Annotated in this window: 13 protein-coding genes; 4 read left to right on the forward strand and 9 right to left on the reverse strand. The window is 38.2% G+C overall.

The features are described from left to right. Window positions 1-94: 94 nt before the first annotated feature. Window positions 95-883 carry an ABC transporter ATP-binding protein gene (locus VXN63_RS09795; protein ID WP_327757875.1) on the forward strand — a complete coding sequence of 263 codons (789 nt, stop codon included), beginning with the start codon at window positions 95-97 and terminating at the stop codon, window positions 881-883. Next, entirely contained in the window at window positions 873-2,570 is a 1,698-nt protein-coding gene (locus VXN63_RS09800; protein WP_327757876.1) for a hypothetical protein, read from the forward strand. Before VXN63_RS09795 ends, VXN63_RS09800 begins: the two co-directional genes overlap by 11 nt. Window positions 2,571-2,623: 53 nt before the next feature. Here the strand turns inward: VXN63_RS09800 and VXN63_RS09805 are convergent, their stop codons facing one another. The 5 genes from VXN63_RS09805 to VXN63_RS09825 form a co-directional block, all read right to left on the reverse strand. Next, on the reverse strand, window positions 2,624-5,008 hold the full coding sequence (locus VXN63_RS09805) for a transglutaminase-like domain-containing protein (RefSeq protein ID WP_327757877.1): 2,385 nt from the start codon (window positions 5,006-5,008) through the stop codon (window positions 2,624-2,626). Continuing rightward, entirely contained in the window at window positions 5,005-6,045 is a 1,041-nt protein-coding gene (locus VXN63_RS09810; protein WP_327757878.1) for a DUF58 domain-containing protein, read from the reverse strand. Before VXN63_RS09810 ends, VXN63_RS09805 begins: the two co-directional genes overlap by 4 nt. Then, window positions 6,042-7,007: an AAA family ATPase gene (locus VXN63_RS09815; RefSeq protein ID WP_327757879.1), complete on the reverse strand. Its 966-nt coding sequence runs from the start codon at window positions 7,005-7,007 to the stop codon at window positions 6,042-6,044. Before VXN63_RS09815 ends, VXN63_RS09810 begins: the two co-directional genes overlap by 4 nt. Before the next feature lie 226 nt (window positions 7,008-7,233). After that, the gene (locus VXN63_RS09820; RefSeq protein WP_327757881.1) at window positions 7,234-8,250 is read right to left on the reverse strand and encodes a glycosyltransferase family 4 protein; all 1,017 of its coding nucleotides are present in this window, start codon (window positions 8,248-8,250) and stop codon (window positions 7,234-7,236) included. A 14-nt stretch (window positions 8,251-8,264) separates the two neighbouring features. Continuing rightward, the gene (locus tag VXN63_RS09825) at window positions 8,265-9,446 is read right to left on the reverse strand and encodes a glycosyltransferase (RefSeq protein WP_327757882.1); all 1,182 of its coding nucleotides are present in this window, start codon (window positions 9,444-9,446) and stop codon (window positions 8,265-8,267) included. 304 nt (window positions 9,447-9,750) lie between these two features. Between VXN63_RS09825 and trpS the strand changes: the two genes are divergently transcribed. Further along, window positions 9,751-10,764: a tryptophan--tRNA ligase gene (gene trpS / locus VXN63_RS09830; RefSeq protein WP_327757883.1), complete on the forward strand. Its 1,014-nt coding sequence runs from the start codon at window positions 9,751-9,753 to the stop codon at window positions 10,762-10,764. 83 nt (window positions 10,765-10,847) lie between these two features. Continuing rightward, window positions 10,848-11,354 carry a GNAT family N-acetyltransferase gene (locus VXN63_RS09835; RefSeq protein WP_327757884.1) on the forward strand — a complete coding sequence of 169 codons (507 nt, stop codon included), beginning with the start codon at window positions 10,848-10,850 and terminating at the stop codon, window positions 11,352-11,354. A 48-nt stretch (window positions 11,355-11,402) separates the two neighbouring features. On the opposite strand, the gene VXN63_RS09840 is transcribed toward VXN63_RS09835, so the two are convergent. Genes VXN63_RS09840 through aroE form a run of 4 tightly spaced genes read right to left on the reverse strand, consistent with a single transcriptional unit; the run spans window position 11,403 to window position 14,015 of the window. Beyond that, window positions 11,403-12,239: a prephenate dehydrogenase gene (locus tag VXN63_RS09840; RefSeq protein WP_327757885.1), complete on the reverse strand. Its 837-nt coding sequence runs from the start codon at window positions 12,237-12,239 to the stop codon at window positions 11,403-11,405. 11 nt (window positions 12,240-12,250) lie between these two features. Then, on the reverse strand, window positions 12,251-12,685 hold the full coding sequence (aroQ, locus tag VXN63_RS09845; protein ID WP_327757886.1) for a type II 3-dehydroquinate dehydratase: 435 nt from the start codon (window positions 12,683-12,685) through the stop codon (window positions 12,251-12,253). Further along, on the reverse strand, window positions 12,682-13,203 hold the full coding sequence (locus VXN63_RS09850) for a shikimate kinase (RefSeq protein WP_327757888.1): 522 nt from the start codon (window positions 13,201-13,203) through the stop codon (window positions 12,682-12,684). Before VXN63_RS09850 ends, aroQ begins: the two co-directional genes overlap by 4 nt. Further along, a complete protein-coding gene (gene aroE / locus VXN63_RS09855) occupies window positions 13,200-14,015 on the reverse strand; it encodes a shikimate dehydrogenase (protein WP_327757889.1) in 816 nt (271 codons plus the stop codon). The genes VXN63_RS09850 and aroE overlap by 4 nt, the downstream gene beginning before the upstream one ends. Window positions 14,016-14,361: the final 346 nt, after the last annotated feature.

Raw genomic sequence — 14,361 nt, forward strand, 5'->3', positions numbered from 1 at the left:
TGCGCCTTCAGGTAAAGAAATGTCCAATCATCCCTATTTTGTGCGGATGGTGTATGATAAAATACTCCTAATCGTAACTTATGGAGGTACATATATGGATAAGATTTTAGAAATGAAAGAAATCACAAAATCTTTCGGAGGCAATCATGTGTTAAAAGGCGTTGATTTTTCAGTCTACCCAGGAGAAATTATTGGGTATATCGGACCAAATGGTGCTGGAAAAAGTACGACCGTTAAAATGATTTTGGGATTACTGCAACCGGATATGGGGGAAATCTTTATATTTGGAAAGTCTCTTAAAGATTTAGGAGATACCTATAAAGCTCGGATTGGATATGTGCCTGAGAATGCAGAACTATATGATACTTTGTCTGCAGAAGAGTACTTGCTCTTTGTAGGTAGACTATATGGACTGGAAGAAGACATAGTCCGAGAGAAGAGTCTGAAAATGATGCAGATTCTCGGCATTGAAGCAGCCTTTAAGAATCGCTTATCTTCTTTTTCAAAAGGGATGCGTCAGAAAGTCTTGATTATATCTAGCTTATTACATAACCCAGATATTCTATTTTGGGATGAGCCGTTAAATGGGCTGGACGCCAACAGCGTACAAATCGTAAAAGAAATTCTTTCTGAATTAAAGAAAGAAGGAAAAACCGTCTTTTACTCTTCTCATATTATGGATACGGTAGAAAAACTCAGTGACCGCATCATCATTTTGAATGAAGGACGTGTGGTAGCTGACGGACATTTTGATGAGCTTCAAAAAGTGGCAGATGGAACACTTGAGCAGTTATTTAATCAGTTGACGGGATTCAATGAATATGAAGAACTCGCTAACGCCTTCGTTTCAGTTATGAAAGGAGAAACGCCTTATGATGCGTAATGTTTTTGGTGGAAGTCAGAAACAAGAGGTAAGTTTCTTTATTAAGATCATCAGAAAACTGGAACCGATGTATCGTCGTATGGGTGTAGATTATCCCATCATGGAAAAGATCATTGATACAAAGCTGACTATGGATAGCAGACAGGAAAAAGTCATTCCGACTAATTCTATGTGGGGTAACAGTAAAGAAGAGGACAAAGATAAAAATGCTTTCTTTCAATCTCTATGGGTTTACGCTTTAATCAGCTTGATTCTGTTATTTGTCTTCGCCATTGATGATATCCAGTTTCAATACACTGTGTTTTTCAGTTTTATCTTCGTGATGCTACTATCGACTTTAATTGCAAATTTCTCTAGTATTCTACTTGAAACAAAAGACCAGCTCCTGATTGGGACCAAACCGGTCTCTTCAAGGACGCTGAGTGCCGCAAAAGCGACCCATGTCTTTATTTATCTTATTTCGTTGACACTTGCGCTTTCCGGACCGATGATGATTGGAACCTTCTTTATTCACGGTATTCTAGCAGGATTACTGGCTGTTTTACTAACGATTACGGCCTCTACCTGGTGTTTACTACTGACGATTATTACTTATGCAACGGTATTGAAGCGGTTCAATGGGGAAAAATTAAAAAACATCATTGCTTACAGTCAAATCGGAATTTCTGTCTTCACGATTATCGGCTATCAAGTAATGAATCAAGCTTTCCGCTTTATCAACCCAAGTATGCTTGCAATTGAATTGAACTTACAGTGGTGGCATATTTTTGTCTTTCCGCTATGGTTTGTTGCACCATTTGGGCTGTTGCAAAATGGCTTTTCACTGACTTATCTCATGTATATCGTGTTACTCGTTGGAGGAACGATCGGGTTGATTGTTTTGTATCATTTCAATAGTGATAAACTAGAAGCAAACTTGCAGAAACTTGAAAGTGGAGAGGGCGATACAGACAAACGCTCATGGTACGAAACGTTTTCGAGTAAGTGGTTATGCTGGGATAAAAAAGAAAGAGGCTACTATCATTTCACTTGGCAATTGACTAAAAATGAAAGAGAATTCAAAACGAGACTATATCCATCTCTGGCAACCATCTTTATCTTTCCAATTGTACTTATAGGGTCAACATACCAGTTGACAGAAGATAGCGGAGTAGGAATCAATCAATTGTCCGTATTCAAATATATGCCTTACTATGCACTTTTGATCATTCCAATGCTGGCTGTTTCAGTGAAGTACTCGAAAAACTTCAAAGGGAGTTGGATATTTGGAATGAGTTCTGAAGACAATGCGGGCGTCTTTTTGAGAGGTATGATCAAAGCGTTGATCATGAAGTTGGTCTTTCCAATCTATTTGATTTTATCAGGTGTCGTTTTAGTCTTCTCGGGCTTTGAGATTTTACCAGCTTTGTTGAATGGATTATTGCTAGTTGTCTTGATCTTCTCAGTGGAAGTTAAACGTACAATACAAACTTATCCTTTTTCAAAGAAATATAATGCTTCTGAAGCAAATCAAGGATGCTTTGCGACGGTTATTTTTATAGGCATTACAGGGATTGTTGCAGTAGGAATGTTCGCTATCCAAGAGCTAGTACCGTTTGGCGTTTATCTTTTGATGGTCATCTTACTGGCTGTAGATGGATGGATGCTGACAAGAGGTTTCAATAAAATTAAACTTAAAATGGACTAACCAAAAGCAGCCGAACACCTTTTAAAAGGGCGTTCGGCTGCTTTTATGTTGACTCAATGTTTCCTTTTAAGACTTCTTGCTAAAATGTCCAGCGTGCTGATTAACGTTTCTTTTTGTAGAGGGGAAATAGATGCGTCCGAGTTCGTTTTACTATAAAACGTGTGATCTGTTAATGCAGCGAACTCAGATAAGGTTTTTGTATCTTCTTCTGTCAATGGCTGAAATGTATTCATATAGTCAGGAACAGTCTGACTTTTCAATCTTTTTTGTTTCTGGTCAAAGAGTCGCAATGTCCAGTGACAAGCTTTTTCAAGAGAAATCTTATCACCTAAAATGGCTTTTTTCAACAACCAAGTCACAAGACGTAAGTGTAATGAAAAATACAGTGTACCGAAAACAAATAGAATCAGACTAGATATTGTAAGCATGAACAGAGCGATAGAAAAGGGAGAACGATCAGGAGATTGGGCTTCTTCTGTTTCGCTCGCTTCTTCAGCTACAGGATCCTCTATTGATTCCTCTCCAACTTCTTCAGACAAGGTTTCTTCTTCAGTAGTTTCATCGACTGTTGTATCCGTTTCTGTTTCAAGATCTTCCAATGTTACAGCTTGATCATCGAAAGAAAAACGGTCATCCTCAGGAGAGACATCATCTTCTGTTCGCGTGACAGGATTAGCAAATGAAGGACTAGGTTCAAAAGGTACCCAACCAACACTTGGGAAGTAAACTTCAGGCCAAGAGTGGGCATTTGCATTTGTGATCTGGTAATAATTTTCACCGTTAGTATCGGTTTGACTACTGCCAGGCGTGAAACCTTTTACCCAGCGTGCCGGTATGCCAACAGCACGTAACATGGTGACCATCGCAGTCGAAAAATTATCGCAGTAACCAACGCCAGTATCAAATAGGAAATGATCAACGTAATCTTCTCCAGGAGGTGTCTGAGCAGTATCTCTTAAACTGTAGCGATAACCACCTTCACTTTTAAGGTAAGATTCGATTGCACGAACCATTTCGTACTCACTATCCATTCCTTCGGTTAGTTCTTGCGCAAGGTCTTTAACGCGTTGTGGAAATTCTGTCGGGAGTTGCAGTTCTTCTATTTCGAAACTATTAGTCATCCACTCATTGACAGTCATGATGTCTTCGATTTGTGTATCCTCAGAATACTGTAAGTAACTCTCCAGAAAGTCGGTACGCCAGCCGTCATCTCCACGAAGTGTTTCTTCGCTAGAACGATCTGGATAGTCCGTATAGTAGTCAATCGAATAACCTTCAACCGCATCATTTTGACTCTCAAGGGCAAAGTAGTCACTATAATAACCATGTGTTAATGAATACTGAGTATAATCAGCTTCGACTCTTAATGTAGACCAACCGTAGGGTTGAGCAATGTAGTTGGTAGGTGTTTGCCAGTTGATAGTGGCTGTCTCAAGGGTCTCACCGTAATAACCGTCGTCGTTTCCAAACGATGAGAACGAAGGGACTCGGTCGTATGGAGAGAAAGCCTGCTCAGATTGACTAGTATTTGAACTGGACCAACCTTCACCAGTATAATTCCAGCGATGAAGCACTTTCCAGTAGCTAGGCTCCGGTAGATAAGCCTGAAATAATCTTGTGTAATCTTTTTTCAAAGGACCACCCAATTGTTCATCGTTGGTTCCTATGCCTGTCTGGCGGTATCTTGAACCTGGAGACTGGGCATCAATCCAGTCAAAAAATCCACGGCTTTCTAATCTATTTTGATAACCGATCGTACTCATTTCAACCCATTCTTGAGAAGGCATAAACCAATCGACTCCCCAGTAAGCTAGTCCAACCAGTGCACCCGTGAGAAGGCTCGTCAAAGTAGAAAGTTTAAAAAAGTACCAATTACTCTGGCTTTGATTCAGTTTTGTAAGACCAATCAAGAGTACACCAAACCCAATAACGGTTACCGCCTGAGAAAGAATCGCGTAACTTGTAAATGTGTGTAAAATCATGAGATAACCAAAAGCGATAAGAAAGGATGGATAAGCAAATTTTTGATGAATCGTGGTAAAGGTTAGTAATGTGGCTAACACAAATAGGACTAGAATAGCAAGAAATAAAGGTACGGAAGACGTACTTCCAGAAATCACTTGATTCCATTCTTGTTGACCTAATTGCCATAAGTTAAAGAGCCACTTAGTCAGTGATGCTTCAACGGTCAAAGACGGAAAGGATCGATAAAGAAAGACGAAAATCACACTGATCTGGACTACAAAGTACAACCACCATTTTTTGAAAAAGGCAGCCGTTAACTGAGTGATCGCGAAAAAGAGGACAATAGATTCAAAACCAGACAATTCATTGATCCGTAAAAATAAAAAAAGTACAGGAAGAAGTAAAAAACTGTGAACCAGTCCTATTAGTAAAGAACGCATACCTTCTGATAAAGAATTGAAATAAGTTTTCACTTTTCAGCGCCTCCTTTCAGTGAATCCAGTTGACGCTCATCCAAAATAAAAAGGTTGGGCGTATTTTTGATTGAATCAGGAAAAGACATATTCCTTGGCGCTATAATTAAAATAGTCGTTTTAAACGTATCCAAAGGACCTAGTAATTTGAGTAAGTGCTGATGATCCTCACTTGATTGAATCGTCAGGTAATCATTGGGATGGCTATGTTTGGCAGTCTGTCCACTAAATGAACCTAATAAGGTAAGGTCATTTTTAGAATAAGCAGATAGATACTGATCCAGACTGTAGGCTAAACTAAGCAAGTCTTCAAATTGTGAAGAAGAGAAGCCTAAAAAGTACAAACTGATAGATAAATGGTCTTCACGATCATACTCTTTGATCATCCACTGTTCCCGTTTCAAGCTTGACTTCCAATCAATAGATCCAATCGCGTCACGGGGTTGATAAGCTCTTAATTCCTTGACTTCAAAGGCGTGGGAAAGAGAATCTAAATCTGTTAAGCGAATGGCTTGCTTAGATAAAAGTTTCAATATCCGATCTTGTGGCACTTTTTTGGGATAAATTGCAAAGTCAACAGAGAGAGAATGCGTGGAACGGTGTCTAAATAGACCAAACAAACCAATACCTCGAATTTGAACAGCTAATTGTTCGTAATGTCCCCTGGTCATAGGCTGAGACAAAGCACGAAGCTCCGAGTGATTCTTTAAAAATAGATCTGGATAAATGGTCTGAAAAAGCTGAGTACCTTGCTGATCAGTTAAAATCAATTCAAATGAAGATAATAAGAATAAGAGATGCCATCTTCTATAAAGAGTAAAAGAAAGATCTAAACGATTATCTTCCGTAACAACCCATTGAATATTCTTGAAATAGACCTTCAGGCGAGCTGAAAAAAAAGCTGCCAGTAAAACAAATGAAAAGCTATAGAAGATAAACCAGGATACAGAAGAAGGAAAAGTTAATGTGTAGAGAATGGTAAAAAAGTACACCAATAAGAACACGAATCCACGCCAATTGATAAAACGCAGCTTCATTTCGAGCTCCTGATTTTAGTAGGGATATCTACCTGGCTGATCAATTCGTCAATAAAGGCATCAATTGTTTGAGCGGTCATTCTATTTACAAATAAAAGACGATGTCTAAATAAAGGTTTGATAATAGATAAAATATCTTGAGGAGTGACATAATCACGACCACTTAAAAGAGCCTGTCCTCGTGCAGCAGCTAGACAATACTGGGTTCCTCTCGGACTAATACCAAGTCTAAGTTCAGAATGGTTACGGGTACGGTCAACAAGCATAATCATATAATCTAATAGTTGAGGATTGACATAAACAGATTTTACGAGTTCTTTAAGTGTATTGAATTCCTCCAAAGATAAAATTGGTTGTAATTGTTCTATTGAGTTTAATTGATCTGGAGATTCGAGCATTCGGATTTCCTGTTCTTTACTAGGATATCCTAGAGAAAGTTGAAAAAGAAAACGATCGAGCTGAGCTTCAGGTAAAGGATAGGTTCCTTCGTAGTCGATAGGATTCTGAGTAGCCAAAACAAAGAAAGGGTCCGGTAATAAATGGGTCTTACCATCAAGTGTAACTTGCTTTTCAGACATGGCTTCCAGCATGGCAGCCTGTGTTCTAGGAGAAGTACGATTGATTTCGTCTGCTAGTATGATCTGATTGAATAAGGGACCGTGTCGAAATTCGAATTGAGCATCTTGCATGTTGGGTACGGAAAAACCAATGATGTCAGAAGGGATCAAATCTGGGGTGAATTGAATTCGTGAGAAATCAGCTTCCAGACACTTGGCTATGGTTTTGATCAGGAGCGTTTTACCTACACCGGGAATATCTTCAAAAAGGACATGACCGCCTGCCAGCATGGCAATCAAGGTATGTCGGGTAACTTCCTTTTTACCGATTACAATCTGATCGACCGTATCAATTAATGTATGTAGTTTTGCAATGGATTGCTCTGTTTGTACTGAATAAGTCAAAGGTATAGCCTCCTGATTTACTGATTTAAAGGAATAGGATCGAAAATTAAACCAGATGAATATGTTTATATAATTGTAAATAGAATGAGATAAGAATACAATGAGAAACAGTCATCCTTAGTGAAATTATAAATAATAGATACTAAATCTATTTAGATAAAAAGAGAGAAAGCATCGAGTCAACCTCAAAACTTTCTCTCTATCGTATAAATCCAATTGTTAACGGTTAATCATTGAATAATTTTTTGTAAATAATAGCTAGATCCAGGCTCACTTTCTGAAGGTCAAGCTGTTCAGCAGCATGGCGACCTGGGGTAGTCAGTGAGGGTAGTTCTTTCTCTAAAATCAATGGAAGTATTTTTTTAAATTCTTCTAGAGTGGATGCTTTGTAAACCACTGTCTTATCGGGTAACCACTCTTTATAAATTGGAATATCTCTAACCAATACAGGAATTTCATTAGCTAAAGCTTCTAACAGTACAATACCTTCTGTTTCTTCCTGTGTCATGAATAGAAATAAATCACTACCAGAGTAGACATCTCGTAGTTCAGAAGAAGAAACAAATCCAGGGAATCGTACGTTATCTGAAGCGTGTTTAATGGCATTTTGAACGGCACGAGTCATAAGAGACTTTGATGTATGTCCAAACCAGAAAAACAAGTATTCAGGATACTGTCTAGCTAAGGTTAAAAAGTCTAGAATACCTTTCCGTTCGATCAAGTGTCCAACGGAAACAATGACCTTCTGATCTTCGGCCAAGTGATACTGATTTCTGAAGCGCGCGCCATTAGAAGATACTTTAGTAAAATAAGCGGTATCGACTCCGTTCGATAAAGAAACGATGGGCCGGTTTAATCTGTAATTCAGTAATAGTTTTTTAGAATATACTGTTGGAGTAACAATGATATCTCCTTGGCGGTAGCAATACTGCAGCCATTTTCTGAAAAGTGGCGCAATCATATTGGATCCACGGAAAGAATTCCTAAAATCTTCCATAGTGGAATGTCCATAATAGATGACTTTTTTCCCATCTCTATGAGCTTTTTTCGCCATAAATACGGAGTCGGGAAGTATCGTATTCAAATGCACTACGTCATAGTCTTCTTTAGGATTTTCAGTATAAGTCACATTCAAAGATTCTAACATTTGTTTCTGGTGACGAAGTGCTTCACCAATCCCACTTTGAGTGATGACTTTTTCTGAACCTTTATACAGTAAGACTTTCTTGTTGAAGTGTTCCAATTAAATCCTCATTCCTAGAGAGAGAAAACGTGCTGATGCGTATGGGTTCTGATGGCTTCTAAATAGACCAGTTCCACATTTTTTCCAAAAGCCTCGATAGAGTACGTTTCTTCGATTTTGTTTTGTGCTGCCAGTTTTTTTGAATCATCAAAATCATCTTGAGCTAATAGAGTATAAAGAGAAGACTTGAATTCAGAAAATTGAGTATACTGAAATCCATTCTCTCCATCTTCAATGACGTCAATTAGACAATCATCTTTTCTACATAAAGCAAATACGCCACTTGCAAGGGCTTCGATATAAGAAAGACCTTGTGTTTCACTAGTAGACGCACTGACAAAAAGATCTCCTGCCTGATAGTAAGTAGCGATTTCACTAGGATCGACCATGCCGGCGAAGACTACAAAGGCACGAGCGTCTATCTCATCAATAAAATCTTCCAATGTTTCTCTGTAAGGACCATCTCCGACAACCAAAAGTCGAAGTTTTGGATCATCAAGTTCTTTAAGGTAAGAAATGATTTCCTCAAGATCTTTTTCTTTAGCGATTCTTCCAACACTGACAAGTACGGAACAATCATCTGGTATAGAAAGAGAGCGTCTCAGTGCAGTGATTTCTTGCTGTTTAACAGGTTTGTTGAATTTCTCTAAATCCAAACCTGTTGGAATAACATGTAAAGGCTGATTTACCTTGTATCCTTTTAAAAGGGATTCGACTTTTTTTGTCGGAACAATCACGGCATCAGAATGGTTCAAGACTCTTTTGCTGAACAAAGCAACAGCCTTTTTGCCCCATTTTTTATTTGGTGAGAAATAATGCGTATAATCTTCATAGACAGTGTGATATGTATGCACTATTGGAATCATTAGAGTCTGAGAGATTCTTCTTGCGATTCTAAACGTGCTGAACTCACACTGAGTGTGAATAACGTCAGGGTTCCAGTCCACAATATGAGACAACACATCATCATCCATCGTCAAAGCCACTCGTGCACCGGGATAAATTTTTCCGACACCATAAGAAGGCATTGAATATAAACCCTGCTCTTCATCTATATGAGAGTTGGATTTTTCTGATAGAGTCAGTATGCGGACTTCGTGTCCCATGTCTGTCAAAATCTCTTTTAGGTTGATAATAGAAGTGATTACACCGTTAACAGTTGGAGTGTACCATTCTGTTGTAATTAATATCTTCATATCGTCCTCCAAAATTGATTGTCTTCATTATACTCTAAAAATTCTATAAAATAGACTGAATTTCAAAAATATCACGCAAATTTTACGAATTGTTAAAAGTACTTGTAATAATGTTCATATGTTTTAATGCTACTATCATCACTGTACGCTTATCCAACTAATTTTGCATCAGACCTTAGACTGGTTTTTGATTGCACGAAAGGGTGAAAAGTTCTCTAAAATAAACAGATTCTACGTTGTTTTATATAGTATGATTACGATACAATAAGTAAAAGCCAATTACAACATTAAGGAGCTAGGATTTATGAAAAGAATCATCTTGACAGGAGACCGTCCTACAGGGAAATTGCATCTAGGACATTATGTAGGATCTCTTCAAAATCGTTTGAACATGCAACAAGATCCAGATAACCATGTTTATGTTATGATTGCTGACCAGCAAGCTTTAACAGATAACGCTAAAACACCTGAAAAAGTTCAGAAAAGTGTAACAGAAGTGGCACTTGATTATCTTGCAGTAGGGTTGGATCCAGAAAAAACAACTATTTTTATTCAGTCGCAGATTCCTCAATTAGCTGAACTGATGATGTATTATTTGAATATCGTTACAGTATCCAGATTGAATCGAAACCCCACAGTGAAATCTGAGATCCAGGAAAAAGGCTTCAATGAAAGCATACCTGCTGGCTTCTTTATGTATCCTGTCAGCCAAGCTGCCGATATCACAGCTTTTAAAGCAACACACGTGCCAGTAGGAGAGGATCAGAGACCTATGCTGGAACAGACAAGAGAAATTGCGCGTGACTTTAATAGGATTTATCATACAGATGCTTTAATTGAACCGGATATCATTTTACCGCCAAAAGGACACGGAAGATTAGTTGGGATCGATGGCAAAGGGAAAATGAGCAAATCACTCAATAACGGTATTTACTTATCAGATTCAGCAGATGATATTCAGAGAAAAGTTATGAGTATGTATACAGATCCGAATCACATCCGAGTGGAAGATCCGGGTCAGATCGAAGGAAACGTTGTATTCACTTATCTTGATGTATTCGATGAAGATACAGACAAAGTTCAAGAGTTGAAAGATCAATACCAAAAAGGCGGATTGGGCGACGTTAAAATCAAACGTTATTTGAACGATGTGCTTCAAGCTAAACTACAACCGATTCGCGAACGCCGAGAAGAGGCTTCAAAAGATTTGGATGCCATTCAAGCTATGCTGAAAGCCGGCAGCGAGAAGGCAGAAAAAGTTGCTGCACAAACACTTGATGAAGTAAAAAGTGCTATGGGAATCAATTATTTCAAATAAGACAGTTTATGAGATACACGAGAGGCGCCTTAAAGCGTCTTTGTGTATCTTTTCTATTCTAAAAAAAGAAAGTAGGAGAGGCGTTGCTAGAAACGAAAAGATTAAGACTCAGAGACTATACAGAAGAAGATTTTGAATTTCTATATACCTTAACTTCAAATCCAAATGTTGTGCGCTACATAGGCATAGGAGAAGTGTATACAAAAGAACAAACAAAAGCTGCTTTAGGGCGAATGTTCAAGTTGTATGAAGGTAATACGTATATGGGGCTGAAAGTCATCGAGTTAAAAGATAGCGGAACACCGATTGGACATGCTGGGTTTCTCCCTCAAACGATCGAAGGAATAGAATATATGGAAATCGGATATTGGATTGCGGAAGAACATTGGAGAAATGGCTACGCTACAGAAATCGCAACGGCCTTGAGAGCATTTGGAGAACAACAGCTCCACTTAGATGAGATCATTTCTTTAGTTCATGTAGGTAACAAAGGTTCAAGAAAAGTTGCAGAAGCAAATGGGATGCAGATCAAGAAAACGGTTAATTTGAAGGGGAAAGAGGTTTACGTGTTTTCAACAATGGAAGAATAATACAAAAGAAGGAAGCTCTACTTGAAAAATAGTAGAGTTTCCTTCTTTTTAGTACCAATCTCTTCTCTGAGTACTGGCTTTTTTGAAAATGGATTTTAAAGCTACCTCATCGTCTTTGACTAATGTCTGTTTAAGTTTGTCGAGTTCGTCTTCGAATGCTTCGATAGAATTTAAGAGAGCAGAACGATTATTCAAAAACAATTCACTCCATAAGTCACCATTAATATCTGCAATGCGGGTAAGTTCTTTGAAACTATTTCCTGCAAAAGTTAACGTTTCTTCGGAAGCTTGACTGCTATTCACTACAGCAACAGAGAGCGCATGCATCAGTTGACTAACATAAGCGATCTGTTCATCGTGTAGTTCTGGAGAAACCCGTGAAAGGTTTTTAAATCCGATATCATGGTAAAGTTGTTCCACCAATGCAAGGTTACTTTCTTTGTTAGAAGGAATCGGTGTGATAAGCGCATTTGCTCCAATAAATCTTTTATGATCAGCTCCAGAAATCCCCTTTTTTTCACTTCCGCGCATTGGATGCGCAAAGACAAAGTCAGCTGTTTCTGGTAAGAACTGCATCACTTGATCAATGATAGCTGTTTTTACACCGGTCACGTCTGTTAAAATGACTGATGATTTAAATACGTCGCGGTGTTCTTTTACAAAAAGCGGAATCTGATTTGGATAAAGCGAAAGTAACACAAGATCCATATCAGGTAAAAGGGCTTTTGCATCGGCGTAACCTTTAATGATCAGCGCTTCTTTTTCTGCAGTTGCAATCGTTTCTGGATCAAGATCCACACCGTAAACCTCTTTGTATCCTGCCGCTTTGAGGCCCATAGCAAATGAACCACCAATCGCGCCTAAGCCTATAAGTGCAATTTTCATTTCAAACTCCTTTAAACGGATTTTTCTTCTAAAGCATGAATCGCTAGTGTATAACCTGTAGGACCAAATCCAGAGATCTGCCCAATACAAGCAGGGGCAACAACGGATTCTTTTCTAAACGACTCTCTAGCATGAATCGCACTCAGATGGACTTCTACAGTAGGGACTGAGATGGCTTTAACGGCATCATGAATCGCATAACTATAGTGTGTATAAGCAGCCGGGTTAAAAATAATACCGTCTACTTCATCCATATGCGCTTGCTGCAAACGATCGACCAGAGCACCCTCAGAATTACTTTGAAAAAAGGTACACTGATGGCCAAGCTTAGTAGCATATTGCTCAATATGGTCTTCTATATCTTTTAAAGTCTGAGTACCGTAGATATCCGGTTCACGAATACCCAGAAAGTTCAGATTCGGTCCATTGAGAATCAGTAAATTCATTTGCTTACTCCTTTTTTGATGGTTTCGGGAAGATTTTTTTCAATTGTCGTGAGCACGTAAGCTTCATCGGAGTGATTCTCAACAATGAAGTCAGCAGCAGAACGGTAAAGAGCGATTCTGTCATCATGTAATTGGTATAGTTTATTAACACCCTCTTTTAATAAAGGACGATGATCCAGTTGAATATCTTTAACAATGTTCTCTACAGGTCGATCGATAAATACAATCCATCCAGTTTTTTTGAGTGCCTGTATATTTTCTTCTTTTAAGATCACACCACCACCGCATGAGATAATACTATAGGAAGACTCGGAAGCGACTTGCTGACAAATCGTTGTTTCGATTGTTCTAAAATGAGGTTCACCAATCTTGAATAATTCTGGTATCGTCTGACGGGTTGTATCTTCAATAATTTCATCTGTATCAAGAAAAGGACGGTCTAATTTGATACTTAATGTTTTACCGAAGCTTGTTTTCCCACATCCGGTCATACCGATTAAAACGATATTTGTTTTCACTTTGTTTCACTCACTTTATTTTGAAAGTAATCGATCAGTTCATCGACTAGACTGTTCTCGATTGTGCAGTTTTCCCAGATTTCAACTGCTTTGACAGCTTGTCCAACTAGCATATCTAATCCATTAGCGACTTGCTTATGTTGCTGGACACCTAATTGCAACAAAGTAGTCATTTCTGGGTTGTAAATTAAATCTATAATTGTATCAAACTGATGAACAACGCTCGCATTCAAAGGAGAAGACGCAATATCTGGATACATACCAATAGGTGTCGTATTAATGAGATAGTCTCCGTTATAAGAAGACAACGATTCGTAATTGGTATAGGTCTTTTTATCAGTATTCTCGAATCGTTCAGGTGACCTTGAAGCGATAATAAGGTGATCAATACCATGATCAAGAAGATAGGCTTCAACGATTTTCGCAGCACCACCTGTTCCTAGAATGAGTGCTGTTTTACCTTCAATTACCCAGTTTCGTCTTTCAAAGATCAAACCAAAACCAGAGTAGTCGGTATTATGTCCGATTAATTTGTTGTTTCTATGTTCTATAGTATTAACAGCATTCAATTTTTTAGCAAAGGAATCCAGTTCATCTAAATAGGGAATGACCTTTTCTTTATAAGGGATGGTCACATTTACACCATTGATTGTTAAGGCGCGTACTCCAGAAATAGCTTGCTCAAGGAGTTCTGGTTTGAATGCGAAAGCTTTATAAGCAGCGTCGATTCCTAACTTCCGATAAATCTGTTTATGTAGAGCCGGGGAAAGCGTATGGGAAAGTGACTCTCCAAATAAACCGTAAAAGTGCATGGTAAGCTCCTTTCGTTATCTGTATATTGGTTTGAAGTATAGACAAAAGAAAAATAAAACACAAACAGAATTTATTTTGAAACTTTTTTTGCGAGGGTAAATTTGCTAACAAACCCTTATGGTTGAGCTGAAAAATGAGAATTTGAAAAAGAACATTAAAAAAATATTTGAGATTTTTTGAGAATGACTGTTGACAAGGATAAATCTAATTGCTAGTATTGGGTCACAGTTGAACAACAGCTGATACTAATTGATTGAAGGAGAGAAATTGAGATGAATAGACAATTACAAATCGAAATGGCTCCACAATTGAATAGTTATTACTTTAGCTTCTTTAAGATTAAAT

This window comes from Marinilactibacillus sp. XAAS-LB27 (assembly GCF_036039175.1).
GTDB lineage: Bacteria > Bacillota > Bacilli > Lactobacillales > Carnobacteriaceae_A > Marinilactibacillus.